Source organism: Chlamydia pneumoniae TW-183 (assembly GCF_000007205.1).
Taxonomy (GTDB): Bacteria; Chlamydiota; Chlamydiia; order Chlamydiales; family Chlamydiaceae; genus Chlamydia; species Chlamydia pneumoniae.
The window spans coordinates 875,829-902,344 of sequence record NC_005043.1; the positions used below are offsets into that span (position 1 = coordinate 875,829).

The window sequence follows — 26,516 nt, forward strand, 5'->3', positions numbered from 1 at the left end:
TTCTGATCGTACAGGACTGTTTGTTTATTATCTACAGAGAGAAACTTAGTTTTGAAAAGATTTGCGAATCTAAGATGGTTATTATTGCTTATTTCTTTGTAAACAAAGTCGTTGCCCAGCATAGATAGCATCGGAATCTAATTTATTAATTTTCTTTAATTCAGTTACTGAAAGTTTATATTTTTTAGCAATTTTACTAAGACTATCACCTTCACGTACTATATAAATATTCTCAGGAACAGGATCCGAGAAGTCAGCATAGGCTCCAGGAGAAGAGCTGTCTACTAAAGCAAGTAAAGAACGTCGTACTAGACGCAAATCCTGAGCTAAAGCTCGGTGATCTTTTTGAATTTCTTGTAGTTTACTTTGTAAGTTCGTCTGTAAGTCTTTAACAGAAGTTGTTAGTACAGCTAATGTTTTCGCAAGCGCCTTTTGATCGGACTCTAGCTCGCGGATTTTTTGAGCCAGGGTTTCTGGTTTTGCTGCTGTCCATTTTTGGCATTTAGAGTCTTGTTCATCCAAGCGCTCTGACAACATGACAATCTCCACTTCGTGAGAGGCTAATTTTGCCGAGATATCTTCGATTTCTGCAAGGACTCCTTGTAGAGAAGGAGACCTTCCAGCAGCATGCAAACGACTGCAATCTATTCCTGAAAATAACAGACTTAGAAGAATAAAAAAGCTTAGCTTAGCGTGCATGAATCTTAAACTCTGTACGGCGATTTTGTTGCCATGCTAGTTCGTTGTGTCCCGAATTTAAAGGATGTTCTTTTCCGTAGGAAATAGTAGATAGACGATCTGCAGAGATTCCCTGCTTTCGGAGATGCTCTTTAATCGCATTGGCTCGTCGTGCTCCTAAAGCAAGGTTATAGGATGCAGCTCCACGCTCGTCAGTATGCCCTTCAATGTACAGTGTAGCTTTCGGGTTTTTCTTCATGTAGTGAACCAAGTTCGTGAGAATCGCAAGGTTCTCTTCACCTTTAATTGTATAGCTGTCTGTAGCAAAGGTGATATTACGAAATGCTGCAACTTGGCTTGACTTGTATTGTTTTTCTTCTTTGGAATCATACTCACCGAAGGTAAAATTAGGGTTAAAGTCCTCTTCGGTATAGAGAGGAACAAAGCCAAAAGAAGAAGGCTTTTTTCGTCTTGTATGATGGCATGTATTACAGGAATCCTCCCAGCCATAATTAGGGGAAAGGCTACATGCTGGCAATGCAAGTAAAGCCAATAAAGTACAAAGTTTCCATAGGGAATGTATATTCATAGTGTTCTCTTTATCGGTTGCTGAGGGAAAGCACCCCAGGAGGGGAACCGTTTTTCTCCTACTCCTATAGCAATTTTGTTAGTTTTTTTGGTGACTAGACTGATTAAATATAACTCTGATTCTTCAGCATTCCCCGCACTAAAGACAAGATGACGGCTGTCTATAGCCCAAGAAGGACTCTCTTTATTTGTGGGAGACGTAGTGAGTTGGTAATCCTCTCCAGAGGAGAGATCGTAAATACAAATTTGTCGCACCCCTTTAATTACAGAGCAGAAGGCTATTTTTTTACCATCTGGAGACCATGCAGGGCAACTGCTATTTCTGTATTTTTTTGTCAGCAAGCGAGGTGCTTGGGGTTCAGGATCGAGGGACATAATATAAAGACGCGGACGGCCGTCTTTGTTCGATATAAAGACAAGCTGGGATCCTTCAGGGTTGAAGGAGGGATTCCCTTGAGTCCCGAAATTCTCATTAAGGAGGCGACGTGGGCGACCCATAGGTCCTGAAGTTAGTGAGAACGGTTGAATAAATAAATCAGGATTTCCATACGTATCAGCAACGAAAGCTAAAAGCTTTTTTCTTGGAGAAAACGTAGGCATGAGTTGGTTGCCTTTTAACGGAAGGACTTTTTTACCTTCAGTGTTCTCTAGGGAACCAAGAAAAATTTTAGGCACACCATACTTATACGAAACATAGAGATAGGGAAAATTTGATCCCACACCCACCCATTTTGGAGTTATAGAGAGCGAACATTCTGTGGTTAAAGGGGCGAGGTTTTTCCCATCGTAATCTGTAGTCCATAATTCTCCTTGCTTGAGCTTTTGATCTTTTCCTAAAGAACTTAGAGCAAAAACAATTTTCCCAGCACTGATTCCAGGAATCCCTGTGAGGGCGTAATGAACTGTATCAGCAGCGTGATGGATTTTTTGACGATCTACAGAAAGATTTTGAGAAATAGTAAAAGAACATAAGGTTTGAGGAGTTTTTGAAGACTGTAAAAGCACTACAGATAGCTGAGGTACATGCAACCGTAAAGATATTGCTAAAGGAGATGACGATTCTTTAGAAGCCGCTGTGGGTTGTAGACAGTCTCCTAGGGCAATGTCCTTGCAAAATATCTCCGTTAGCGAGCTGAGGTATTTCTGTATTTTTGGATCTTTCGTATCGGTCTGGCAAGAGACCTCAATAGGGAGCGTGATATGTTCGGAACGGACAACAACTTCTAATTCTTCAGCATAGACTAGCGATGCGAAGCAAAAGAAAAAAACTTGGAAGCATAGTTGCCGTAACATGCCGATATCTCCTCACCCTAGGGATAGAGCGTTAGGATTCATTACTGACCAGTTTAATATGAAAAGATATATTTTTCGAGACTTTGTATTTTTCGAGAAATTTTTGAAATGGGAGTGCTTGAATCCTCTGAGTGAGCAGCTGTTTGTCAGCAGCACTCACCTCAGAGAGAAAACTGCATTCTTGAATCTCTCCATTCGGAGAAAGGACTAATTTAATACGCACATACCCTTTAGAGGGGAGAGCTATGTGAGTGCGAAATAACTCACATAGCTCGTCTTCTTGAGTTGCTTTAAGTTCTGAGTGCATGGTCAATTGGGCTGTAGATGGCCAGGAGATATTTTTGAGAGAAGTTTCACTTTTCTCAATTTTATCTACATGTAGGGAAAGGGCTTGGGCAACTTCGGAGAGTGTTTGTAGTTGGGTTTTTGATAACTGTGTATTTTTTTTAGTTGTAGAGGGAGGAGGTTTCTCAGTTGCGGTCGTTTTTTTTGCTACAGTAGGGGCTGGTGATGGTTTAGGAGGTTCTGTTTTTATAACTTTTGGAATGGGTTTTTGTAGAGCCTTCTGGACGTTCTCTTGAGGAGGGCTGCATTTAGCTTGTTTTTGTGGCTGCGTAGCTACAGAGGGGCGTATCGTTTTAGCTGGATCTACAACTACTGAGGGAGTAGGGACAGGAGGTTTCGGTTGGATAGTGACGAGTTTTTCTTGAAAGGCTTTGGGTTGTAAACGTTTTTTAGGAAGAGGAGAAGCAAAGACAAGGAGAAGAATCCCCCCATGAATACATGCCGTGATTGCTATATAGGGAAGATACTTCATCATAATTCAATTCTGTAGGGCTACGTGAAGTTCGTGAAACCCCGCAGCTTCTATAGCATTCTTTACGTTTTGATATGTCCGAAAGGAGGTTTCTCCATCTTGTAGTAATAGGGGGGTCTTTTCAGGATAGGCTTTATGGAGGAGGGTAAGGCGAACAGTGAGCTCTTGTAGTGTGATCGGATGCTCGTTCAAAGTTAACGAATGGTCCGCAAATACTTTAATTACCGCTATAGAATCGTTTTCGCTGCTCAGCACTTCTTGCTCTTGTGTGCCAGGAGCAAGAGCTATAGAATCCAGTTTTATTAAGGGAACAGCAACGATAAATGCCATTAAAATGACAAAGACAATATCAATCAACGGCGTTAAGTTCACCAGGGGCTCTTCTTCTATTTCTTCCGTGAAGCGGTATTTCATAAGTTTGTATTGCGGTATTTGACTTCTATAGAATTCAGTAGTAAATATGCTGTCTGCTCTATCTCAGAAATCAATTCCGAAGAATGTGCTTTAAGATAGTTAAAAGCGATCAGTGAGGGTATAGCAACAAAGAGTCCTATAATCGTCGTTCCCAGGGCTGTGGCGAGTCCTTCCATAATGGCTGAGTTTCCACTGCTTCCCGAGCTAATGTGGGTAAAAGCGACTAAAATTCCCCATACTGTACCTAAAAGTCCTAGAAAAGGAGCTAAGCTGATCGTTGTCGCCGGAATAAAGCTGTTTTTATGTAAAAGAGCTTTATATTTCGGCATGATGGCTCCCAGGAGCGTCTCCAAAGATTGGATATCTTCAGAAGAAAGGATGGGACCTCGATCTGGAGCCGATTGCCGATTTTTATCTAAGAGCTCCAAAGTTCCCCGTTTTATAGTAAAATACAAGTCCGCAAAGGGGCTGAGCTCTGGATGGATATCCAGAGACAGAGGTGCGTGACGGTTTTTAATTAAGAAATCTTTAAGAGACTTTCCTGCTTTTAAAAAATTTTTTTGAATGGCAAGCTTTTGATGTAGTACTGTCCAAGTACACACAGAAAGAATAAGAAGACAAAAGAATATACTTTTACCAAAAAAATCTGCTTCCGTGTAGGCCTGAATGATGGGGTTATGAGAGAAGTGTACCATGGAATAAAAATCTTTATTTACAGAGAGTGTCTCAAAGTAAAGATGATCCTAACAAATTTTCGTTATAGAGCCAAGCGGGTTTTGTAAAGAAGATTTATAAAATGGAATATAAAAATTAATGTATAATTAGTAACTTGATTTATAAAATCACGGTGTTATTTTGAATAAATTCAAAACATATTTACAAACCGCATTGATAGCACCTTTCTTTTCTTTCCCAGCGTTATCTGGAAGTTTTTCCTCTATCCAGGCGGAAGAAATTACACAACAAGTGAATCATCCAGGTGCAGAACTCCTTTCTGAGGGTAGCTACATCCCTGGACTACAGACATTCCGATTGGGGATCAAGATTACAGCTTCCAAAGGGAGCCATATCTACTGGAAGAATCCCGGAGAAATTGGAAGTCCTCTCAAAATTTCTTGGCAGTTGCCGAAAGGTTTCGTGGTTGAAGAAGAGCATTGGCCTACCCCCAAAGTATTTGAGGAAGAGGGCACTACATTTTTTGGATATGAAGATTCCGCTCTTATTGTCGCAGATGTCCGTGCTCCTGAAGGATACACTCCTGGTCAGGAGGTCGAATTACGAGCTCAGGTCGAATGGCTAGCTTGTGGAGATAGTTGCTTGCCCGGGAACGTCGATCTAAAATTGACACTGCCCTACGAAGAGAAGGAGCCTTCTCTTTATCCTGATACACACGCAGAATTTACTAAAACGCTGCATGCGCAACCTCGTGTTTTAGAAAATGATCACTCTGTTCAAGTGGCGCAAGGAAAAGGAAATGAGATCATTTTAAATATCTCTAAGAAGATCAACGCTACGAAAGCATGGTTTGTTTCTGAAAAAGCCGATAAGCTTTTTGCTTATGCAGAGACCTCTTATAGCGGGGGAACAGGAACTGCATGGAGATTAAAAGTAAAAAATCTCTCCGGAGTTCAGAAGAATGAGAAGCTTCATGGGATACTGCTGTTAGCCGACCACACAGGTCGTCCCGTAGAATCACTCACCATTCATAGTGAAGTTCTTGGTCAAACAGGATCTGCTGTAGCAGGACTGTCACAATATATCACAATTTTGATCATGGCCTTTCTCGGCGGGGTCTTGTTGAATATTATGCCTTGTGTGCTTCCTTTAGTGACCCTGAAGGTCTACGGTTTAATAAAATCTGCTGGAGAGCACCGCTCTTCTGTAATTGCCAATGGCTTATGGTTTACTTTAGGGGTTGTAGGATGTTTCTGGGGATTGGCAGGTGTTGCCTTTATACTTAAGGTTTTAGGTCACAATATCGGCTGGGGCTTCCAACTCCAAGAGCCTATGTTTGTTGCCACATTGATCATAGTATTCTTCTTATTTGCTTTAAGTTCTCTAGGGCTTTTTGAAATGGGGACCATGTTTGCAAACCTAGGAGGGAAGTTACAATCTTCAGAGATGAAGAGCTCTAATAATAAAGCTGTAGGGGCCTTTTTTAATGGTATTTTAGCTACGCTAGTCACGACTCCTTGTACAGGACCCTTCTTAGGTTCCGTATTGGGATTAGTCATGTCTTTATCTTTCCTGCAGCAGCTCTTGATTTTTACTGCGATAGGCCTGGGGATGGCTTCACCTTACCTAGTCTTTTCTGTATTTCCAAAAATGTTGTCCGTACTTCCTAAGCCTGGGGGATGGATGAGCACCTTCAAACAGCTAACAGGATTTATGTTGTTAGTAACGGTAACTTGGTTGGTATGGATTTTTGGTTCTGAAACAAGTACAACTTCTGTTGTTGTTCTCCTTGGAGGACTGTGGCTTGCAGGATTAGGAGCTTGGATTTTAGGACGTTGGGGAACCCCCGTCTCTCCTAAAAAACAACGTGTTTGTGCTTCTTTATTGTTCTTTGCATTCCTAGGTGGAGCCATCTCTGTAAGTGGTTTAGCTTCTCATTACTTTGCTGAACCTCAGCAGACAGTCAGTGTGAACGAAGATAGTTTATGGCAGCCTTTTTCCTTAGAGAAGCTTGCCCAATTGCGAGCCCAAGGTCGTCCTGTTTTTGTGAACTTCACGGCTAAGTGGTGCTTGACTTGTCAGATGAACAAGCCTGTTTTGTATGGTGATGCTGTGCAAAAGATGTTCGAAACTCATGGAATTGTGACTTTAGAGGCAGATTGGACCCGTAAGGATCCAGGGATTACAGAGGAGCTTGCTCGGTTAGGTCGCGCAAGTGTCCCTTCGTATGTCTACTATCCTGGAGATAACTCTGCACCTGTCGTACTTCCAGAAAAGATTACACAAAATCTTTTAGAAGACGTCGTAAGTCGATTTGTAAGGTAGCTGTTAAGTGTAGAACCAACACAAGCATTCGTAGGTGGAATCATCCACGAGGTACCTTAAAAATTGTTAGGGCAGCATATGCTGCCCTTTTTATTTGTAACAAGAATACCAAAGTTCACCTGCCTTTAAAAGCAGAGCCGCTTCAATCTTGTGTAGAATCTTGAGTCTGGGGAGCTTAAATTTTCCTTAGTAGGACAGAGTCTCGGGAGTTCGCTGTGTTTTAAGGATTCTTCTTTAGTGAAGATATTTTCAAGAGAATGTATTCTATAGGGAATTCTTGCCCTGAATGTTCTACGACTTTGCTTAAACTAGGAGACAACCCGTGGATTTGGCTGATGCTCATGTTCATCTTTCTGATGATGCTTTTGAAGAAGATATTAACAGCGTATTACAGCGCGCTCAAGATTCTGGAGTGTCACTAGTTGTTAATGTAACCACAACAGAAAAGGAATTAAATCGCTCGTTTGCGTATGCCGAACGTTTTCCTAAAATTCGATTTTGCCATGTTGGAGGGACTCCCCCTCAAGATGTAGATCAGGATATCGAAGAAGACTACAGGAATTTTCATGCTGCAGCACATAGTAAGAAACTCGCCGCAATCGGAGAGGTCGGTTTAGATTATTGCTTTGCCACGGAAGAGGGAATAGCAAGGCAGAAAGAGGTTCTCCAACGCTATTTGGCTTTATCTTTAGAATGCGAACTCCCACTTGTAGTGCATTGTCGAGGTGCTTTTAACGATTTTTTCCGTATGCTAGACCAATACTACCATAACGATCCACGTTCACGTCCAGGGATGCTGCATTGCTTTACAGGAACCTTGGAAGAAGCTCAGGAACTGATCTCTCGGGGATGGTTTATTTCTATAAGTGGGATCGTGACTTTTAAAAATGCTCAAGATTTGCGAGATCTGGTTGTAGAACTTCCTCTTGAGCATCTTTTAATAGAGACGGATGCGCCTTTTCTGGCTCCTGTACCTTATCGGGGAAAGAAAAATGAGCCTGCACATGTGCTCCATACGATCAACGCCGTTGCCAATGTAAAAGGGATGTTCCCACAAGAGCTTGCAGCTCTTGCTTACAAGAACGTCTTACGCTTTCTGCACGGTTAATTTGATGGAGTTCATAGAACTCCATAACCTTTCTATTTTGTCATATAAGCTTCTGTTTCTTATGAAAAATTACTTTCCATAATTTTATTCTAGCCTCTATCTTGAGTTGAACTTAAAGTTTAGTAAAAAGTCTTAGAATGTCACGACATGAAATCTGCCCAGAAGTGTCACACAAGAAAGGCAAGTATTATAGCACCTTTATCTTCCGTTGTATTCACTCCTTAGCGGGTATAGCGTTTACTTTTTTCCTATGTGAACACCTATTTACGAACATGCTAGCTTCTTCTTACTTTTCCCAGGGGAAGGGTTTCGTTGCTATGGTCAATGGTTTTCATAAGATCCCAGGGCTGAAAATTATTGAAGTGGCGGGTTTAGTCCTTCCTTTTCTCTGTCATGCGATTATCGGCATCGTATATCTCTTTCAAGGAAAAAGTAATTGTTATTCTGGTGACGGAAGTCGACCTCATTTGCGTTATGCTAAAAATTATAGCTATACGTGGCAAAGGTGGACTGCCTGGATTTTACTCTTTGGAATTGCTTTCCACGTTGTGCATTTGCGTTTTATCCGTTATCCAGTCCATGTTGATATCCATGGAACTACCTATTATGCTGTAGACATTCAACCTTCTCGCTATGACGTGATTGTTAGAGGGACTAAAGGCTTTTTAACTTTGAATCTTCCCAATACAGAAGCTTCGAGTATCGAGGTGTCTCGTCATGATTTAGGTGGTGCTGATGCTGCGTTATTGTCGGAGAGGAACTCCTATTTATTGACTCCAAGTGCAGGTACCGCATTTCTTTATGTAGTTCGTGATGCCTTGGGATCACTATTCATAGCTCTTCTCTATACTATTTTGGTCATTGCTGCAGCATTTCATGGGTTTAATGGGTTGTGGACCTTTTGTTGTCGTTGGGGTGTCGTTGTTTCTCTGAGGATGCAAGGGGTATTGAGGATAGTATGTTACCTCGCTATGACTGTTGTGACTTTCATGGGAGTGAGTGCGGTTTGGAATTTGTATAGTGTGGCATAGCAAATGGATGAGAATCGAAAAGTAATCGTTGTTGGTGGGGGATTGGCAGGATTATCCGCAGCTATGCAGTTAGCCAACCTTGGGATTATTGTAGAGCTCGTATCTCTGACTAAAGTCAAGCGCTCCCATTCTGTATGTGCTCAAGGGGGAATCAACGCTGCCTTAAATCTGAAGCCTGAGGAAGAGGATTCTCCCTACGTGCATGCCTATGATACGATTAAAGGTGGGGATTTTCTTGCAGATCAGCCTCCTGTCTTGGAAATGTGTCTTGCAGCACCCAGAATCATTAAAATGTTAGATAACTTTGGTTGTCCTTTTAACCGTGGTCCTTCTGGGAACTTAGATGTTCGTAGATTTGGAGGTACGTTATACCACCGCACAGTATTCTGTGGAGCTTCTACAGGGCAGCAGCTTATGTATACTTTAGATGAGCAAGTGCGACGGCGAGAACATGCGGGTAGGGTGATAAAACGAGAAAATCATGAATTTGTACGTTTAGTTACCGACCATTCCGGACGTGCTTGCGGCATTATATTAATGAACTTGTTTAATAACCGTCTGGAGATTTTACGAGGCGATGCTGTCATTATAGCTACGGGAGGCCCCGGAGTGATCTTTAAGATGTCTACAAACTCGACTTTCTGTACGGGAGCCGCGAACGGAAGACTCTTTTTACAAGGCATGGCCTATGCAAACCCAGAGTTTATACAAATTCACCCTACAGCAATTCCTGGAAGGGATAAGCTACGATTAATTTCAGAGTCTGTGCGTGGTGAGGGCGGTCGTGTGTGGGTGCCTGGGGATTCTTCAAAGCGCATAGTATTTCCAGATGGTTCGGAACGTCCTTGTGGAGAGACAGGAGCTCCTTGGTATTTCTTAGAAGATATGTATCCTGCGTATGGGAATCTTGTCAGCCGAGATGTAGGAGCGCGTGCTATTTTACGTGTATGTGAAGCTGGATTAGGAATTGATGGACGCATGGAAGCGTACTTAGATGTCACTCATCTTCCCGAGAAAACACGTCATAAGTTAGAAGTCGTTTTAGATATTTATAAGAAATTTACTGGCGAGGACCCCAATACGGTTCCTATGAGGATTTTCCCTGCCGTGCACTATTCTATGGGAGGTGCTTGGGTAGATTGGCCTGCTGCCGATGATCCTGATCGTGATAGTCGCTTCCGTCAGATGACGAATATTCCTGGATGTTTTAATTGTGGAGAATCTGATTTCCAATATCATGGAGCCAATCGCTTAGGTGCTAATTCTTTACTTTCCTGTTTGTTTGCGGGTTTGGTTTCTGGAGATGAAGCTTCTCGTTTTATAGAGGCTTTTGGGGCATCACAGGCAACGTCTAGTGATTTTGATCGTGCTCTACAGCAGGAAAAAGAGGAGAACGCGCGTCTTTTATCTGCATCAGGAAAAGAGAATATTTTTGTTTTGCATGAGGAAATCGCAAAGATTATGGTGCGAAATGTTACGGTAAAACGAAATAATCGTGATCTCCAAGAAACTATGGATAAATTGAAAGAATTTCGTGAGAGATTAAAAAATGTCTCTGTATTGGACTCTTCACCATTTGCGAATAAATCCTTCCATTTTGTACGGCAGATGGGACCCATGTTAGAACTCGCACTGGCGATTACTAAGGGAGCTCTTCTACGCAATGAGTTTCGGGGTTCCCATTACAAACCAGAATTTCCTGAGAGAGATGACGAGCATTGGCTGAAGACTACAGTCGCTGTTTATGCTCCTGAAGAACCTGAGATTTCCTATCTTCCTGTGGATACTCGCCACGTAGCCCCGACTCTCCGGGATTACACAAAATCTTCAACAGGAAAAATAGAACTCACGAATATTCCTGATAATATCCGTCTACCCATATAGAAAAAGAGAGATGATGGAGAATCTAGAGACTTTTATTTTAAAAATTTACAGAGGCGTTCCAGGGAAGCAATACTGGGAAAGCTTTGAACTTCCTTTACATCCTGGGGAAAATGTTATCAGCGCTCTTATGGAAATCGAAAAGCGACCGGTAAATATCTTAGGGGAAAAGGTCAATCCTGTAGTTTGGGAGCAGGGTTGCTTAGAAGAGGTCTGCGGATCCTGTTCTATTCTTGTGAATGGAGTTCCTCGTCAGGCATGTACTGCTCTGATCCAAGAATATATCGATGCAACGCAATCCCGAGAGATTGTCCTTGCTCCTCTTACTAAGTTCCCGTTAATCCGAGATTTAATTGTAGATAGATCGATTATGTTTGATAATCTCGAAAGGATTCAGGGTTGGGTTGCTGCGGATATTGAAGGAGAGACGTTTGGTCCTCAAGTCACTCAGGAACAGCAAGAGCTTCTCTATGCATTGTCGCAGTGTATGACGTGTGGCTGCTGTACAGAAGCATGTCCCCAAATTGATAATAAAAGCGATTTCATAGGTCCTGCAGCAATTTCCCAAGCGCGTTATTTTAATACGTATCCTGGAGATAAGCAGTCTAAGAAAAGATGGCGGGCTCTTATGGGTAAAGGAGGGATTGAGGGTTGTGGTCAAGCGCATAACTGTGTCCGTGTCTGCCCTAAGAAACTTCCCCTTACGGAGAGCATCTCGGCCATGGGACGTGAAATTTCAAAGTTCTCTTTAAGAAGTTTATTTTCAGCTCTTTTTAAAAAGAAAAAATAATCTAGAAAAATTCTTTAGGGAGGCGGCTGCGGTAGCCTGGAGGCGGTGGCATGCCATAATCTATAGGATTTGCATAGAGGGTCCAGGGTCTTGACGTTGCGAACAGCTCCTGGATATTGTCAAGAGGCTGTCCTTGCAGCCCTGCATAGTTAAATTTCCAAAGATCGATCTCTGTGGTTCCTGGATTTAGGATGAATCCAAAATAAATAGAAGGCCAGTTACTGTCTGCAAAGAGCAAAGGAGCGGGATAGGCAAGATTATGATGCCTCATTGCCGTGGTGAGGCGGAGGTACGTATCTTCTTCGGTGTAGATCTTTTGATAACTTTGCATGAGGAGACCTTTATAGATATGCCTCAGGTCTGCTGAGGAGAGTAAGGTCATTTTAGGGATGGTTTCCTCTATCAGGGAGCGGAATTTCTCATAGGTAATACGAGAGGAAATCCCGAGATATGAAGAGACGTTATCTAAGACTTCTGGAAGCTGTTGTTCTGAAACATAAGGGACTTCACGGACCATAAGGTAGAGAAGACGGCGTATATAGATAAGAGCTACGGTCTTATCTTTGGTGAATAAGGAGCTTAGAAAACGCGATCCTTTGTCATAGAGCTCCGGAAGAGTCAAGGAGTGGTCGGAGCAGAAATCATGAAAGTCATGAACTACATGTTGCAAAGCATATTTGTTACAAAAATTCTCTATGAAAGCATAGATACTTAGCTGAGGTAATATAGTATCTTGAAGGAAATCTTGGTGTTGTTTCACCCAGACATCACGAAGCCAGGTATAGCTGTACCAATCATTATCCCAAGCTTCCCGAAATAAAGGAGATCCTGCGATTATAGAGAAAACGTGGGTGGGTGATGAGCTAAGTAGAGAGTGGGATCCTTCTTCTAGATAACTTTTAATTCCTGTAGGGAGATCTTTAAGGGCGTCTGCGTAGAAAGCTGCAAGCTCATGAGGATTTTCAGGATGCTTTTCTGTAAGTGTCAGAGGTTCTGAGCTTTCAAAATAATCCAAAAGAAGAGTGTCCACTGTTCCTCCAGAAACATAAACCCAGGGAGTTTGTGACAGCTGATCTAAGTGGTTTAAGATGGAGGGAGGCACAGGAAGCTGATAGGCTTCTAAAATTCTTGTAAGGAGAGCTTCTTGGAAAACATCCGTGTGTAGCATGGCAGTGATGTTGTGGACGAGCCGAGATGTTTCTTTCTCTAAATTGATCACGGCATGTTTCCCCAGAAGTTCTGACTCTGTGGAGGTGAAGAATTCAGAAAGAAAACGTATAAATTCATTAATCGAATAGATGGGGGACCATGTGTTCGGATGGGTGCGTCCATGCGTGAAAAGAATACGGAAGCCAGCGGGAGCATTAGCATAGAGATGAGCAAATTCTTGAATGAAGGCATCGTAAGAACTACGAAAGTATAAGGGAATTTGCTTTGTATAGAAAGAAAGTAAGAATTCAGGAAGATGTAGAAATTTCTTTGCCTTTTCTTGAGCACTATCCCACTCATAAAGAGCTTTATTGAGTTCTTGACGGAAGCGCATGTGATCCATCGTCAAAATCTGACTGTCTTGATTATTTAGTGGGTTGCGCATCCGCCCTTCAATATATTCTAGTTGGGAGCGTGCTTCGTGATAGGTCTGTTCACATTGTTGGACTAAAATTCGGATGTTTTCTACTTCCTCTTCAACAAAGTGTGTAACTAGAGATACAAGACTGTGAGGGTCTTCACTTTTCCATCCTAAGGCAAGGCGGATATGGTTTGAGATGGTAGATTGGCTAGCATCCGCAAGAGTCGCTAAAGTATACTCCCAGGCTTTCAGTAAGGGATTTTGAGTGTCATGGATAAAAGCAGATTTTGCTTCTTCATAGGCATGTAAGTAGTGGTATACCCGTTGTATTTCTGAGAGCTCTCTGGGGTGTTGCGTCGAGAATGCCACTTGTTCTTTGCTGAACAACCCTTCTTTGAAGAAAATAGCTCGTACAGTACTTTCTTGGAGCTGATAGTAGTGCAGAAGTGTCGATTTGATAATGTCGTTAGCAGTTAAGGTCTCATGGACATTTTGTAGTTTTTGCATCAAATATTGATGCGAGAGCAACTGTTGGATTTGTGCTTCAGAATCCCCAAGAGTTTCAATAAGATTGGCAGCAGAAAAGGCTTTTTTGAGTCCTGGAGATGAGGAGAGCTTAACCAGAGGATCAGGATAAAGATCTAGAATCCTTAAAGGCTTGAATAGCTCTCCAATGCATCCCGAAAGGTTTATAGGAACCGCAATTTCCCTTTGGTTTACGATTCTAGAGAGTTTGCCACTGCTAATGAGATCATTGAGATCTTTAAGGAATCGTTCTGGATATTCTTGGTGAATGAGAATGGCAGGAGCCGTAGCAAAACAGGAACCTACATCTTGCCGAAGGTAGGTGAAGAGCGCTGTGAGTGCTGCTTGACGCACATGAATCGTAGAGAGAATTGTCTGTGGATTCAATGCTAGTGTATGGCGAATTAGGTTTTGGATTGTAGAGTATGAAGGGACAAAGAGAGTTTTGATGCTTTCTTTTAATTTAGGATTTTCCTTTAGAGCTTTTAGCATTTTAAGGAGGTGTTCGCGATCTTGAGCTTCATTATGGCGATGAGGCCCTAAAGGATAGGTACATTGTGAGAGATGGTGAATGGCTTCGACAAGCTTTACTGTATCGATTTCCCCATTGTCAGCTAAGATATAATTTGCGACTTTACGGGCGATATTTAGGTTCTTAGCAGCTAGAGGGGATTGTAGAGCCGTAGTACGGTAGGCTTTAAATAAAACTGTGTCTTCAGAACAGAAAATTTCCTCAAGAAGATTTTGATCCTGGTTTGCGATCAGAGAATCGAAAACAAAAATATCCAAACGTGACATAGGATGTAGAAGATAGTTATGGGATATTCCTTTGCTGTAACACGAATACATGTTTCTGTCACTGATATCCTCCACTACTATTTTTCTAGAGCTCCGAAGGCAAGTTTATGAAAATGAAAGGATGGTCAGAGTTCCATCTGCAGAATGTTCGGTTTCGTTGTTTAACATCATGGTTAGAGAATCAATAAGATTCTCTGTATTTAGAGGGTTTAAAGGATCTTTTAAGAGCTCTTCAATAGGAAGCTGAGAAAAGTACTTGAGGATGTCTTCTCCTCCAGTGAGGCAGATCAACCGATCTCCAGGCTGTAGAGCTTGGTGAGTCTCTAAGGGGAGACGTACGAAAGATTCTCCTCGTTGTAGAAACATGGTAGGAGCTCCCTCGCTTAACGAGAGGAGCTCTAGAGATCGATCTTTTTCTACATATTTAATGAAAGTCATAGCAACTACAGCCTCATTGCCTTCTGTTGTTTTTGAGAAGCTGTCGGCAGTATCCTTGCTGATTTTTTGTAACGAAACGTCCGAGGAAGCATAGGCAAGAAAAAGACTCCGTGCGGATAAAGCATAGAGATAGGAAGGAAGACCAATATCGCCAGCGAGCCCTATGATCCCTAAAAGGGTATCGCCACCATCTTGAACTGTCCAACCATTAAAATGACCGGAAAGTTGCCTTCTCCGGAGATGTTGGGAACTAAAGGTAACTTTAGGGAACGTAGGGAAATCCGGACTTAGTAACGCACTTTGTAGTGAAGATAAAATCCCTAATTCTTTTTGTAATTTTTCGCCTGAATGGTAATCGATATCTGCTTTCTCAATGGAATTCAATAAGAGTAGGAGAGTGCAATTGAAAATATTTCCTAGTTCATTGAATTCATAACCGTAAGGCTGGGGTTCAAACCTCACGTTATGGTTTCCTCGCCAGGCAGCTTCCATACAGAAGGTCAGTTCTTGAAGAGGCTTGTTAAGTTTGGTGTTGATCTTAGAGAAAATCCACCACATGAGGAGGAAAGCAAGTACATAGAAAAAACAAATATTGAGAGGAACTTTCAAGGCGGATTGGATGAGATCAGAAACTGGAACTAAAGATAGAGTGTAGGTCCCTTGGATAGGAATTTTATTCAGTACCAATCCTAGGTAGCGTTTCTTGTTGATACTCACTGTGATTAGGTTCTCCCCACCAAGAATTCCAGAAGCTTTCTCAATTTCTATGGCAGAGGGGCTTCTTGCTTGGAATTGCGGTAAATTAGGGAGATCTAGAGAAAATACAAAAGAAGATTCACTGTCCTGAGCACAGAAGAGGACCTCGCCATACTTATTTACAAGGCAGATATTTCCTTTGGTGATGTGTAAGGATTGGAATAAATCTTTCTGTAAAAAAGACATGGGATAGAAACTTACAAGCAGTCCTGAAGTCGTTGTAGAATCCCAAGATGCGACATCTTCAACTAGAATAAGATAATGTAAAAGTGGTTTACCTGGAATGGTCAATAAAAAGGCTTTCCCTACAGCTGCGGATAGCTTTTTCTTCATTTCAGGATGCTGTTTTAGATAGCGAATGAAAGGGTCTCCAGGATTTTTCGTCCTTACAGATCCATCAAAGGGATCTATAAGGCATAAGGAAAAGTCTGTATTGGAGAGTGCCATCATCTCATTGTATGCCTGTGCATAGGGCTCTGCAGAAGGAGATGCATAGGATTTTAAGGCTAATGTGTTGGCAAGTCTATCGAGGAAAAGCTTGTGTATCGTCAGTTTTTTTTCGAATTCTATACTTAAGTTCGTAGCACGGGTATGGAGGACCTGTACTAAATTTGCTTTAGCGGCAGAAAATGAGAAAAAACCTACGACCATAAGATTGAGGAGTAGGGGAATGGGAATCACTAAAAAGAAAAAAAATAGAACACGCTTGGTAAAGGTATGTTTCATGATTCTAATACCTTTAATATTAATAAGGTGATGTCGTCATGTTGATGGGAGTTCCCGACAAAGGTTTTTACACTTAACATCAACCTGTGGACGGCATCAGCAGCACTTTTCCCTGTCAATCCTTGAATTGCAGCTTGTAGGCGCTCTTCTCCAAACATGTCGTTATTGTTATTATGGGCTTCTGTAATACCATCAGAATACAAGACAAAGAGAGACCCTGGCTTAGGATGAAATAGCTTTGAAGTGATGTTCGCAACTTCGGGAAGGAAGCCTAAAGCCATTCCAGGATGGAATAGCCAAGAAGTCTCGCCATCAGGATCTAGGTAGCAGGCAGGAGGATGTCCACAAGAATAATATTCCATGGTGTTGGAAGTTTGATGATAACAGTACACACATAGAGTGACAAACATCCCTGAGTTTTTTGTATTGTTATAAAATAAGCGTGAGGTTTCTTGGATTGCCTGTTGAAGAGACGAAGAGCGAGAAAGGAATGTTCTGAGCATATTTTTTAGAAATAGCGAATACCCACAAGCATTAACACCTTTCCCTGAGGCGTCAGCAACAATCAGGAATAGGCGAGCCTTCGAACCCTCTCCTACAACAAAAACATCAAAGAAATCACCACCTACAGTAATGGCAGGGATATAGGCTTTTGCGAGTTCTATATGAGGATAGCTGGGGAGAGTATTAGGAAGAAGTCGCTGCTGAGCCTGCTCTCCTAAATGTAGAGCGTTCTGTGCATTTTCTTTCATCTCAAAGTTCGTCTTAGCGAGGTGTTGCTGTTTGTGGAGATTCTCCACCATAGCATTAAAAATATGGCCAAGTCTGTTGATCTCAAACCCTAAGGAGTCGTCAGTATAGAGGCAGTTTTTGTTTTTCCTAGATTCTATCATCGCAGTGGCAAGTTTTCTGATAGGTAACGACAATCGTCTTGCTACAATAAAGGCTATGAGGCTCCCTAAGAGAATGCAAAAGAAATAGGCAGTGTACATGCGAGCTCTGCGCCATAAAGGCGCAAAGCTCTCTTCTTTTTTAGCATAGGAAAGGACTGCAATATCTATACTGGGAACATTTTCAATACAGCCCCAAATCTCAGTATCTTTGATTTTAAAAGAATAGAAATTTTCTCCAATATCCAGAGGGGAGAGAGTTAAAGGACCTAATTCTGAGTCTATAGGGCAAGGATCATCATTGAGAAAAACTTGGCAGAATTTTTCTTTCGTCATGTCAGGGTAGACAGTATGGAGATGGAGAGCAGGATCAGAAGCTTTTAAGATAACGCCGTATTTGGAAAGGATCGCAGTTTTTACAGTGAGATAGGATTGCTTGTTTATCAGGAGATCTTTGAGTAAGCTCTCAGCACTGAACGTGGTGTATAAGATCCCTTGGAGTTCTTGAGTTTTTGCATCAAAAACATTAGCTTGCATTACAGAAAAGACTTCTTGATTTTTAGGAGATTGTTTTAGGGCTGCTAAAAATGGAGTGTTCTTAGGGATGTCTATTTTGTGATTATAGTTTTCCCCTAAGTGTTCAGGAATGCTAGAAGCAACAACAATTTTATCTCCATTTGGGAATACCTTGATTAAAGAGATTTCATTATAGATCCCTTGGAATACTTTCTGCATTTCATTGCTAAGGAGAACGTTCGGAGTCTCTGGAATACCAGCATCTAAATCTAAGACATCAGAAAATAGAGATAGAACATCGACATTCAAAGGGACAATCTGAGTGAGAGTATTGGCTTTGAAAGCAGCGTTTTCTTTCAGTGCAGTAGAAATAGCAGAGACTATGGTGCGGTATTGATCTAGGTTTAACCATACGATGTTGATCCCTAGAGGTGCAATGATAGCAACGGCGCAAGCCAACCACAAACGGAACCCTATTGTTTTAGTAAAAGGGATCATGGGTATTACGGCGCTCTATTCTTAAGGCTTGTCATCCTTGAGAAGGAACGTCTTTCCTCTAGTGTTTTGTTTCTTACGCAGTATAAAAAAATTTCCTTAAGGAGACACCTACTATTTCTTTTATTCTTGCTATATCTTAGTAAATCAATTGCTTGCAACGAAGATCTTATTTTTTCATCTCGATCTTCTAATGAATGAAAATATTATTCTCTAACTTCTTTTAAATCACATGGATGTTTGAGAATATAGACAATAAAAATTGTTAAAGCTTTTGTTTTTTACTCACAATACTTATGTAGAAATCTTCTAAACACAGAAGCTTTCTACTAAAAAAGAGCGGAGGGAATCAAGTGAGTCTATATCAAAAATGGTGGAACAGTCAGTTAAAGAAGAGCCTCTGCTATTCGACTGTTGCTGCTCTAATATTTATGATTCCTTCTCAAGAATCCTTTGCAGATAGTCTTATAGATTTAAATTTAGGTTTAGATCCTTCGGTCGAATGTCTGTCAGGAGATGGTGCATTTTCTGTTGGGTATTTTACTAAGGCGGGATCGACTCCCGTAGAATATCAGCCGTTTAAATACGACGTATCTAAGAAGACATTCACAATCCTTTCCGTAGAAACGGCAAATCAGAGCGGCTATGCTTACGGAATCTCCTACGATGGCACGATCACTGTAGGAACGTGTAGCCTAGGTGCAGGAAAATATAACGGCGCAAAATGGAGTGCGGATGGCACTTTAACACCCTTAACTGGAATCACGGGGGGGACGTCACATACGGAAGCGCGTGCGATTTCTAAGGATACTCAGGTGATCGAGGGTTTCTCATATGATGCTTCAGGGCAACCCAAGGCTGTGCAGTGGGCAAGCGGAGCGACTACAGTAACACAATTAGCAGATATTTCAGGAGGCTCTAGAAGCTCTTATGCGTATGCTATATCTGATGATGGCACGATTATTGTTGGGTCTATGGAGAGCACGATAACAAGGAAAACTACAGCTGTAAAATGGGTAAATAATGTTCCTACGTATCTGGGAACCTTAGGAGGAGATGCTTCTACAGGTCTTTATATTTCTGGAGACGGCACCGTGATTGTAGGTGCGGCAAATACAGCAACTGTAACCAATGGGAATCAGGAATCCCACGCCTATATGTATAAAGATAACCAAATGAAAGATTGAGGAACTTTAGGAGGGGCGAATTCTTCAGCAACTGGAGTTTCTTCAGACGGTTCTGTGATTGTTGGTCAGGCGCAGACAGCCGATAAATCCGTGCATGCTTTTCAATACTATAATGGTGAGATGAAAGATTTGGGGACTCTTGGGGGTACCTCTTCTACAGCAAAAACAGTGTCCCCAGATGGTAAAGTGATCATGGGTAGATCACAAATTGCTGATGGCAGTTGGCACGCATTTATGTGTCATACGGATTTCTCCTCTAATAATGTACTCTTTGATCTCGATAATACGTATAAAACTCTAAGAGAAAATGGCCGTCAGCTAAATTCCATATTCAACCTACAAAATATGATGTTACAGAGAGCCTCAGATCATGAGTTCACAGAGTTTGGAAGGAGTAACATCGCTCTTGGTGCCGGGCTTTATGTGAATGCCTTGCAGAATCTCCCTAGCAATTTAGCAGCACAATATTTTGGAATCGCATACAAAATACGTCCTAAATATCGTTTGGGGGTGTTTTTGGACCATAATTTCAGCTCCCACGTTCCTAATAATTTTAACGTAAGCCACAATAGACTCTGGATGGGAGCCTTTATTGGATGGCAGGATTCTGATGCTCTAGGATCTAGTGTCAAGGTGTCTTTCGGATATGGAAAACAAAAAGCCACGATTACAAGAGAGCAATTAGAGAATACAGAAGCCGGGAGTGGGGAGAGCCATTTTGAAGGGGTCGCTGCTCAGATAGAAGGGCGGTATGGTAAGAGCCTCGGAGGACATGTCAGGGTCCAGCCTTTCCTAGGACTGCAGTTTGTCCACATTACAAGGAAAGAATATACCGAAAATGCAGTGCAATTTCCTGTACACTATGATCCTATAGACTATTCTACAGGTGTAGTGTATTTAGGAATTGGATCTCATATTGCACTTGTAGATTCTTTACATGTAGGCACACGCATGGGAATGGAGCAAAACTTTGCAGCCCATACGGACAGGTTCTCAGGATCTATAGCGTCTATTGGAAACTTTGTGTTTGAAAAGCTTGATGTGACTCACACAAGGGCATTTGCGGAAATGCGTGTCAACTATGAGCTTCCCTATCTACAGTCTCTGAATCTTATTCTACGAGTTAATCAACAGCCTCTACAAGGGGTTATGGGATTTTCCAGTGATCTTAGGTATGCCTTAGGATTCTAAAGAAGAAAATTTAATTTTCTTGCGAACATTTCTATCCATAGTTGATAGAGATAAACAGATAAAATATAGCTCAGAATATAATCTGAGCTATATTCTTCTTACTTGCAGCCATGTCTGAATATGAGTATAGTCAGAAATTCTGCATTGCCACTTCCGTGTTTAAGCAGATCCGAAACCTTTAAAAAAGTTAGGTCGCATATGAAATTTATGAAAGTCCTTACTCCATGGATTTATCGAAAAGATCTTTGGGTAACAGCATTCTTACTGACAGCAATTCCAGGATCTTTTGCACATACTCTTGTTGATATAGCAGGAGAACCTCGGCATGCTGCTCAAGCAACAGGAGTTTCTGGAGATGGTAAAATTGTTATAGGAATGAAAGTTCCGGATGATCCTTTTGCTATAACTGTAGGATTTCAATATATTGATGGGCATTTGCAACCCTTAGAGGCAGTACGTCCTCAATGCTCTGTATACCCTAATGGTATAACCCCGGACGGAACGGTTATTGTGGGTACAAACTATGCCATCGGGATGGGTAGTGTTGCTGTGAAATGGGTAAATGGCAAGGTTTCTGAACTTCCCATGCTCCCTGACACCCTCGATTCTGTAGCATCGGCAGTTTCTGCAGATGGAAGAGTGATTGGAGGGAATAGAAATATAAATCTTGGCGCTTCTGTTGCTGTGAAATGGGAGGACGACGTGATTACACAACTTCCTTCTCTTCCTGATGCTATGAATGCTTGTGTTAACGGAATTTCTTCAGATGGTTCTATAATTGTAGGAACCATGGTAGACGTGTCATGGAGAAATACCGCAGTACAATGGATCGGGGATCAGCTCTCTGTTATTGGGACTTTAGGAGGAACTACTTCTGTTGCTAGTGCAATCTCAACAGATGGCACTGTGATTGTAGGAGGTTCTGAAAATGCAGATTCTCAGACTCATGCCTATGCTTATAAAAACGGTGTTATGAGCGATATAGGGACCCTCGGAGGTTTTTATTCTTTAGCACATGCAGTATCTTCAGATGGTTCTGTGATTGTAGGAGTATCCACGAACTCTGAGCATAGATATCATGCATTCCAATATGCTGATGGACAGATGGTAGATTTAGGAACTTTAGGAGGGCCTGAATCTTATGCTCAAGGTGTGTCTGGAGATGGAAAGGTAATTGTGGGTAGAGCACAAGTACCATCTGGAGATTGGCATGCGTTCCTATGTCCTTTCCAAGCTCCGAGCCCTGCTCCTGTCCATGGGGGAAGCACTGTCGTAACTAGCCAGAATCCACGTGGAATGGTAGATATCAATGCTACGTACTCCTCTTTGAAAAATAGCCAACAACAACTACAAAGATTGCTTATCCAGCATAGTGCAAAAGTTGAAAGTGTATCCTCAGGAGCACCATCTTTTACAAGTGTGAAAGGTGCGATCTCAAAACAGAGCCCTGCAGTGCAAAATGATGTACAGAAAGGGACGTTTTTAAGTTACCGTTCCCAAGTTCATGGAAACGTGCAGAATCAGCAATTGCTCACAGGAGCTTTTATGGACTGGAAACTCGCTTCAGCTCCTAAATGCGGCTTTAAAGTAGCTCTCCACTATGGCTCTCAAGATGCTCTCGTAGAACGTGCAGCTCTTCCTTACACAGAACAAGGCTTAGGAAGCAGTGTCTTGTCAGGTTTTGGAGGACAAGTTCAAGGACGCTATGACTTTAATTTAGGAGAAACTGTTGTTCTGCAACCCTTTATGGGCATTCAAGTTCTCCACCTAAGTAGAGAAGGGTATTCTGAGAAGAATGTTCGATTTCCTGTAAGCTATGATTCTGTAGCCTACTCAGCAGCTACTAGCTTTATGGGTGCGCATGTATTTGCCTCCCTAAGCCCTAAAATGAGTACAGCAGCAACTTTAGGTGTGGAGAGAGATCTGAATTCACATATAGATGAATTTAAGGGATCCGTCTCTGCTATGGGAAACTTTGTCTTGGAAAATTCTACAGTGAGTGTTTTAAGACCTTTTGCTTCTCTTGCTATGTACTATGACGTAAGACAACAGCAACTCGTGACGTTGTCAGTAGTTATGAATCAACAACCCTTAACAGGCACACTAAGCTTAGTAAGCCAAAGTAGCTATAATCTTAGCTTCTAAGCTATTGTTCAATAAATAATCAGAACATGTGCAGTCCATAGTTGGAAATGCTGATTAAGTACCCAACTATGGACTCTTCTTTTTAGTTTTAAAAATACACAGATACAACGTGTAGTGCCTTTAAAGGTTCAGAGACTAATAAAAATATTTTTAATTTCTTCTGGCAATTCTTCCGCCATATCCTTATAACTATAAGCCGTTTAACTAAGTGTTGATTTTAACTTGGATCAACGTACTTACAAAGTTAGGTTTAAATATGAGTAAGAAGATAAAGGTTCTAGGTCATTTGACGCTCTGCACTCTGTTTAGAGGAGTGCTGTGTGCAGCGGCCCTTTCCAACATAGGATATGCGAGTACTTCTCAGGAATCACCATATCAGAAGTCTATAGAAGACTGGAAAGGGTATACCTTTACAGATCTTGAGTTACTGAGTAAGGAAGGGTGGTCTGAAGCTCATGCAATTTCTGGAAATGGCAGTAGAATTGTAGGAGCTTCGGGAGCTGGCCAAGGTAGTGTGACTGCTGTCATATGGGAAAGTCACCTGATAAAACATCTCGGCACTTTAGGTGGCGAGGCTTCATCTGCAGAGGGAATTTCAAAGGATGGAGAGGTGGTCGTTGGGTGGTCAGATACTAGAGAGGGATATACTCATGCCTTTGTCTTCGACGGTAGAGATATGAAAGATCTCGGTACTCTAGGAGCTACCTATTCTGTAGCAAGGGGTGTTTCTGGAGATGGTAGTATCATCGTAGGAGTCTCTGCAACTGCTCGTGGAGAGGATTACGGATGGCAAGTTGGTGTCAAGTGGGAAAAAGGGAAAATCAAACAATTGAAGTTGTTGCCTCAAGGTCTCTGGTCTGAGGCGAATGCAATCTCTGAGGATGGTACGGTGATTGTCGGGAGAGGGGAAATCTCTCGCAATCACATCGTTGCTGTAAAATGGAATAAAAATGCTGTGTATAGTTTGGGGACTCTCGGAGGTAGTGTCGCTTCAGCAGAGGCTATATCGGCAAATGGGAAAGTAATTGTAGGATGGTCCACGACTAATAATGGTGAGACTCATGCCTTTATGCACAAAGATGAGACAATGCACGATCTCGGCACTCTAGGAGGAGGTTTTTCTGTCGCAACTGGAGTTTCTGCTGATGGGAGAGCCATCGTAGGATTTTCAGCAGTGAAGACCGGAGAAATTCATGCTTTTTACTATGCAGAAGGAGAAATGGAGGATTTAACAACTTTGGGAGGGGAAGAAGCTCGAGTGTTCGACATATCTAGCGAAGGAAACGATATCATTGGCTCTATAAAAACTGACGCTGGAGCTGAACGCGCCTATCTGTTCCATATACATAAATAAAAGCATCGTAGAGAAAAGATAAACGAAGTAAATCGTAAGCTTGGAATTCATGAAGTGATTCATAATTCCAATTTTCATACTTGTTGTCTTTTCTCTATGTAGATAAAGTTAAGTGGTTTTTGAAATTATTTTTGTTGTTAGAGTCCCTATGAAAAAGACATGTTGCCAAAATTACAGATCGATAGGCGTTGTGTTCTCTGTGGTACTTTTCGTTCTTACAACACAGACGCTGTTTGCAGGACATTTTATTGATATTGGAACTTCTGGATTATATTCTTGGGCTCGAGGTGTATCTGGAGATGGCCGCGTTGTCGTAGGTTATGAAGGTGGCAATGCATTTAAATATGTTGATGGTGAGAAATTTCTGTTAGAAGGTTTGGTCCCGAGATCCGAGGCCTTGGTATTTAAAGCTTCTTATGATGGCTCTGTAATTATAGGAATCTCGGATCAAGATCCGTCTTGCCGCGCTGTGAAGTGGGTAAACGGTGCACTTGTTGATCTTGGAATATTTTCTGAGGGAATGCAATCTTTTGCAGAGGGTGTTTCCAGTGATGGAAAGACGATTGTAGGGTGCCTATATAGTGATGATACAGAGACAAACTTTGCTGTGAAGTGGGATGAAACAGGAATGGTTGTTCTCCCTAACTTACCAGAAGATCGACATTCTTGCGCTTGGGATGCCTCTGAAGGTGGCTCTGTGATTGTAGGGGACGCCATGGGTAGCGAGGAAATTGCCAAGGCAGTGTACTGGAAGGACGGTGAACAACATCTGCTTTCTAATATCCCAGGAGCTAAAAGATCGTCAGCACATGCAGTTTCTAAAGATGGATCTTTTATCGTAGGCGAGTTCATCAGTGAAGAAAATGAAGTTCATGCCTTTGTTTATCACAACGGTGTTATCAAAGATATCGGGACTTTAGGAGGAGATTACTCTGTAGCAACTGGAGTTTCTAGGGATGGTAAGGTCATCGTGGGTCATTCTACAAGAACAGATGGTGAATACCGTGCATTTAAATATGTGGATGGAAGAATGATAGATTTGGGGACTTTAGGAGGTTCAGCATCTTTTGCTTTTGGTGTTTCTGACGATGGCAAAACAATCGTAGGAAAATTTGAAACAGAGCTAGGAGAATGTCATGCCTTTATCTACCTTGATGATTAGGGTTCTTATGGAAGTCGTCCTATACTCAGAAAATTGCTAACACATCAACGTAGATAAATGTAGATAACTGACGATTCTTATTCTGATTGGACTCCAACAATAATTTCTCCATCAATAGAAACAGCGTTTGCACAGGCTTCTTTCCAGCTATACTCTCCTAAGTCGATCATTCTTCCACCGACATATTTAAAGGCATGCAATTTCCCATTTGCTGTTGTGGACATACCGACAATAACTTTTCCAGTTGCAGAGACTCCCTTAGCTGCAGAATAAGATCCTCCGAGGGTGCCGAGGTCTGACATGACGCCATTCTTATGACAGAAAGCATGGACCTCTCCATAATATGTTTCGGATCTCCCTACAATGACCTTGCCATTATTGGATACAGCTTTTGCAATGGCAGAATAGCCTCCTAAAGTTCCTAGATGTGTAATAGTGTTCCCTTCCCACTTTACAGCATAAAGAATTCCAGAGGCGTCTTGTACAGACCCTACAATTATAGATCCATTGGCAGATACAGAATTCGCTACAGATTTGACAGCCCAGCCTACTGGTAACACCTGAGCCTCGTGTCCCGTCCACTTCACAGCGAAAGTTCGCGACCAAGCATCCTTAGCACTCCCTACAATAACAGAGCCATCAGAAGAAATTCCATACGCTTTAGATTGCACTGCCCATGTGGAAGGGAGCAAATACATTTCATTGTTTTTCCATGTGACTGCGAAACTTTGAGAAAGCTCATTCTCGACAATCCCCGCGATTATAGACCCATCAGAGGAGATTCCTGTTGCTTTTGATTTTTTTACCCATGAGCTGGTAGGGAGTTCTTTGGTCCCCCAATAATTCCATCTTACTGCGTATGTTCGAGACCAAGTGTCTTTTATAAAGCCGACAGTTGTAGCACCAGTTCCTGAAACAGCTTTTGCAGAGGCTTTTTTATTTGATAATCTTGAGAGAGTTGTCTTTCCCCAATGATCCCATTTTACTGCGGATGAAGAATGGAAGTCATCTTCTGGTTTGTCTGTAATTACATAGCAATAACCAGATAGAGAATATAATGAAAATAGGACCATCCATAAGCTACTCTGAGATAGCATAGAACGTAAAATTTGTTTTATAGCTGCCATATTTTCCTCTCGTTTTCAAGGTTTGCAAATGAATTT

The 26,516-nt window shown here is 41.8% G+C and carries 20 protein-coding genes and 1 pseudogene; 11 read left to right on the forward strand and 10 right to left on the reverse strand.

Annotation, left to right across the window (positions count from 1 at the left end):
• Positions 1-81 precede the first annotated feature (81 nt).
• The 6 genes from CPB_RS04030 to CPB_RS04055 are packed head-to-tail and all read right to left on the reverse strand — an operon-like array spanning position 82 to position 4,485.
• Entirely contained in the window at positions 82-699 is a 618-nt protein-coding gene (locus CPB_RS04030; RefSeq protein ID WP_010883417.1) for a LysM peptidoglycan-binding domain-containing protein, read from the reverse strand.
• Positions 689-1,267: an OmpA family protein gene (locus CPB_RS04035; RefSeq protein WP_010883418.1), complete on the reverse strand. Its 579-nt coding sequence runs from the start codon at positions 1,265-1,267 to the stop codon at positions 689-691. The genes CPB_RS04030 and CPB_RS04035 overlap by 11 nt, the downstream gene beginning before the upstream one ends.
• Entirely contained in the window at positions 1,264-2,559 is a 1,296-nt protein-coding gene (gene tolB / locus CPB_RS04040) for a Tol-Pal system protein TolB (protein ID WP_010883419.1), read from the reverse strand. The genes CPB_RS04035 and tolB overlap by 4 nt, the downstream gene beginning before the upstream one ends.
• A 31-nt stretch (positions 2,560-2,590) precedes the next feature.
• Positions 2,591-3,379 (reverse strand): inclusion-associated protein, encoded by a 789-nt coding sequence (locus CPB_RS05735; RefSeq protein WP_010883420.1) that lies wholly within the window; start codon positions 3,377-3,379, stop codon positions 2,591-2,593.
• A 3-nt stretch (positions 3,380-3,382) separates the two neighbouring features.
• A complete protein-coding gene (locus CPB_RS04050; protein ID WP_010883421.1) occupies positions 3,383-3,790 on the reverse strand; it encodes an ExbD/TolR family protein in 408 nt (135 codons plus the stop codon).
• Positions 3,787-4,485, reverse strand: a complete 699-nt coding sequence (locus CPB_RS04055) for a MotA/TolQ/ExbB proton channel family protein (protein WP_010883422.1) — start codon at positions 4,483-4,485, stop codon at positions 3,787-3,789. Before CPB_RS04055 ends, CPB_RS04050 begins: the two co-directional genes overlap by 4 nt.
• Before the next feature lie 160 nt (positions 4,486-4,645).
• On the opposite strand from CPB_RS04055, the gene CPB_RS04060 reads away from it, so the two are divergent.
• The 5 genes from CPB_RS04060 (at position 4,646) to sdhB (ending at position 11,600) form a co-directional block, all read left to right on the forward strand.
• On the forward strand, positions 4,646-6,790 hold the full coding sequence (locus tag CPB_RS04060) for a protein-disulfide reductase DsbD family protein (RefSeq protein WP_010892265.1): 2,145 nt from the start codon (positions 4,646-4,648) through the stop codon (positions 6,788-6,790).
• 322 nt (positions 6,791-7,112) lie between these two features.
• Positions 7,113-7,898: a TatD family hydrolase gene (locus CPB_RS04065; RefSeq protein ID WP_010883424.1), complete on the forward strand. Its 786-nt coding sequence runs from the start codon at positions 7,113-7,115 to the stop codon at positions 7,896-7,898.
• A 137-nt stretch (positions 7,899-8,035) separates the two neighbouring features.
• On the forward strand, positions 8,036-8,929 hold the full coding sequence (locus CPB_RS04070) for a succinate dehydrogenase cytochrome b558 subunit (protein WP_011126225.1): 894 nt from the start codon (positions 8,036-8,038) through the stop codon (positions 8,927-8,929).
• A 3-nt stretch (positions 8,930-8,932) separates the two neighbouring features.
• Positions 8,933-10,813, forward strand: a complete 1,881-nt coding sequence (gene sdhA / locus CPB_RS04075; protein WP_010883426.1) for a succinate dehydrogenase flavoprotein subunit — start codon at positions 8,933-8,935, stop codon at positions 10,811-10,813.
• 13 nt (positions 10,814-10,826) lie between these two features.
• Complete coding sequence (gene sdhB, locus CPB_RS04080) at positions 10,827-11,600, forward strand: succinate dehydrogenase iron-sulfur subunit (protein ID WP_011126226.1); 774 nt, start codon at positions 10,827-10,829, stop codon at positions 11,598-11,600.
• A 1-nt stretch (position 11,601) separates the two neighbouring features.
• On the opposite strand, the gene CPB_RS04085 is transcribed toward sdhB, so the two are convergent.
• The 3 genes from CPB_RS04085 to CPB_RS04095 all read right to left on the reverse strand — a co-directional run bounded on the left by CPB_RS04085 (position 11,602) and on the right by CPB_RS04095 (position 18,317).
• Positions 11,602-14,493 carry a hypothetical protein gene (locus tag CPB_RS04085; protein WP_041466968.1) on the reverse strand — a complete coding sequence of 964 codons (2,892 nt, stop codon included), beginning with the start codon at positions 14,491-14,493 and terminating at the stop codon, positions 11,602-11,604.
• A 105-nt stretch (positions 14,494-14,598) separates the two neighbouring features.
• Entirely contained in the window at positions 14,599-16,413 is a 1,815-nt protein-coding gene (locus CPB_RS04090) for a hypothetical protein (RefSeq protein WP_010883429.1), read from the reverse strand.
• Entirely contained in the window at positions 16,410-18,317 is a 1,908-nt protein-coding gene (locus CPB_RS04095) for a SpoIIE family protein phosphatase (protein WP_010883430.1), read from the reverse strand. Before CPB_RS04095 ends, CPB_RS04090 begins: the two co-directional genes overlap by 4 nt.
• Positions 18,318-18,667: 350 nt before the next feature.
• Here CPB_RS04095 and CPB_RS04100 point away from each other — a divergent pair, with 350 nt between their 5' ends.
• The 6 genes and pseudogenes from CPB_RS04100 (at position 18,668) to CPB_RS04120 (ending at position 25,353) form a co-directional block, all read left to right on the forward strand.
• A complete protein-coding gene (locus CPB_RS04100; RefSeq protein ID WP_010883431.1) occupies positions 18,668-19,501 on the forward strand; it encodes a hypothetical protein in 834 nt (277 codons plus the stop codon).
• 39 nt (positions 19,502-19,540) lie between these two features.
• A pseudogene (locus tag CPB_RS05845) lies at positions 19,541-19,636 on the forward strand (hypothetical protein); the annotation flags it as partial.
• A 213-nt stretch (positions 19,637-19,849) separates the two neighbouring features.
• Positions 19,850-20,692 carry an autotransporter outer membrane beta-barrel domain-containing protein gene (locus CPB_RS04105; protein WP_264370740.1) on the forward strand — a complete coding sequence of 281 codons (843 nt, stop codon included), beginning with the start codon at positions 19,850-19,852 and terminating at the stop codon, positions 20,690-20,692.
• 198 nt (positions 20,693-20,890) lie between these two features.
• Positions 20,891-22,837, forward strand: coding sequence for an autotransporter domain-containing protein (locus CPB_RS04110; protein ID WP_226989979.1), 1,947 nt, complete (start codon positions 20,891-20,893; stop codon positions 22,835-22,837).
• Between the two features lie 256 nt (positions 22,838-23,093).
• Entirely contained in the window at positions 23,094-24,191 is a 1,098-nt protein-coding gene (locus tag CPB_RS04115; RefSeq protein ID WP_010892261.1) for an HAF repeat-containing protein, read from the forward strand.
• A gap of 148 nt (positions 24,192-24,339) precedes the next feature.
• Positions 24,340-25,353 carry an HAF repeat-containing protein gene (locus tag CPB_RS04120; protein ID WP_011126230.1) on the forward strand — a complete coding sequence of 338 codons (1,014 nt, stop codon included), beginning with the start codon at positions 24,340-24,342 and terminating at the stop codon, positions 25,351-25,353.
• Positions 25,354-25,430: 77 nt separating this feature from the next.
• Here the strand turns inward: CPB_RS04120 and CPB_RS04125 are convergent, their stop codons facing one another.
• Positions 25,431-26,480 (reverse strand): HAF repeat-containing protein, encoded by a 1,050-nt coding sequence (locus CPB_RS04125; RefSeq protein ID WP_010883436.1) that lies wholly within the window; start codon positions 26,478-26,480, stop codon positions 25,431-25,433.
• Between the last annotated feature and the right edge of the window lie 36 nt (positions 26,481-26,516).

What these genes read in the sequence shown, in the direction of transcription:
- CPB_RS04030 (WP_010883417.1), bottom strand. Translation starts at nt 699, where the DNA reads ATGCACGCTAAGCTAAGCTTTTTTATTCTTCTAAGTCTGTTATTTTCA.
- CPB_RS04035 (WP_010883418.1), bottom strand. Translation starts at nt 1,267, where the DNA reads ATGAATATACATTCCCTATGGAAACTTTGTACTTTATTGGCTTTACTT.
- tolB (WP_010883419.1), bottom strand. Translation starts at nt 2,559, where the DNA reads ATGTTACGGCAACTATGCTTCCAAGTTTTTTTCTTTTGCTTCGCATCG.
- CPB_RS05735 (WP_010883420.1), bottom strand. Translation starts at nt 3,379, where the DNA reads ATGATGAAGTATCTTCCCTATATAGCAATCACGGCATGTATTCATGGG.
- CPB_RS04050 (WP_010883421.1), bottom strand. Translation starts at nt 3,790, where the DNA reads ATGAAATACCGCTTCACGGAAGAAATAGAAGAAGAGCCCCTGGTGAAC.
- CPB_RS04055 (WP_010883422.1), bottom strand. Translation starts at nt 4,485, where the DNA reads ATGGTACACTTCTCTCATAACCCCATCATTCAGGCCTACACGGAAGCA.
- CPB_RS04070 (WP_011126225.1), top strand. Translation starts at nt 8,036, where the DNA reads ATGTCACGACATGAAATCTGCCCAGAAGTGTCACACAAGAAAGGCAAG.
- sdhA (WP_010883426.1), top strand. Translation starts at nt 8,933, where the DNA reads ATGGATGAGAATCGAAAAGTAATCGTTGTTGGTGGGGGATTGGCAGGA.
- sdhB (WP_011126226.1), top strand. Translation starts at nt 10,827, where the DNA reads ATGGAGAATCTAGAGACTTTTATTTTAAAAATTTACAGAGGCGTTCCA.
- CPB_RS04085 (WP_041466968.1), bottom strand. Translation starts at nt 14,493, where the DNA reads ATGTCACGTTTGGATATTTTTGTTTTCGATTCTCTGATCGCAAACCAG.
- CPB_RS04090 (WP_010883429.1), bottom strand. Translation starts at nt 16,413, where the DNA reads ATGAAACATACCTTTACCAAGCGTGTTCTATTTTTTTTCTTTTTAGTG.
- CPB_RS04095 (WP_010883430.1), bottom strand. Translation starts at nt 18,317, where the DNA reads ATGATCCCTTTTACTAAAACAATAGGGTTCCGTTTGTGGTTGGCTTGC.
- CPB_RS04105 (WP_264370740.1), top strand. Translation starts at nt 19,850, where the DNA reads ATGTTACAGAGAGCCTCAGATCATGAGTTCACAGAGTTTGGAAGGAGT.
- CPB_RS04110 (WP_226989979.1), top strand. Translation starts at nt 20,891, where the DNA reads ATGAAATTTATGAAAGTCCTTACTCCATGGATTTATCGAAAAGATCTT.
- CPB_RS04115 (WP_010892261.1), top strand. Translation starts at nt 23,094, where the DNA reads ATGAGTAAGAAGATAAAGGTTCTAGGTCATTTGACGCTCTGCACTCTG.
- CPB_RS04120 (WP_011126230.1), top strand. Translation starts at nt 24,340, where the DNA reads ATGAAAAAGACATGTTGCCAAAATTACAGATCGATAGGCGTTGTGTTC.
- CPB_RS04125 (WP_010883436.1), bottom strand. Translation starts at nt 26,480, where the DNA reads ATGGCAGCTATAAAACAAATTTTACGTTCTATGCTATCTCAGAGTAGC.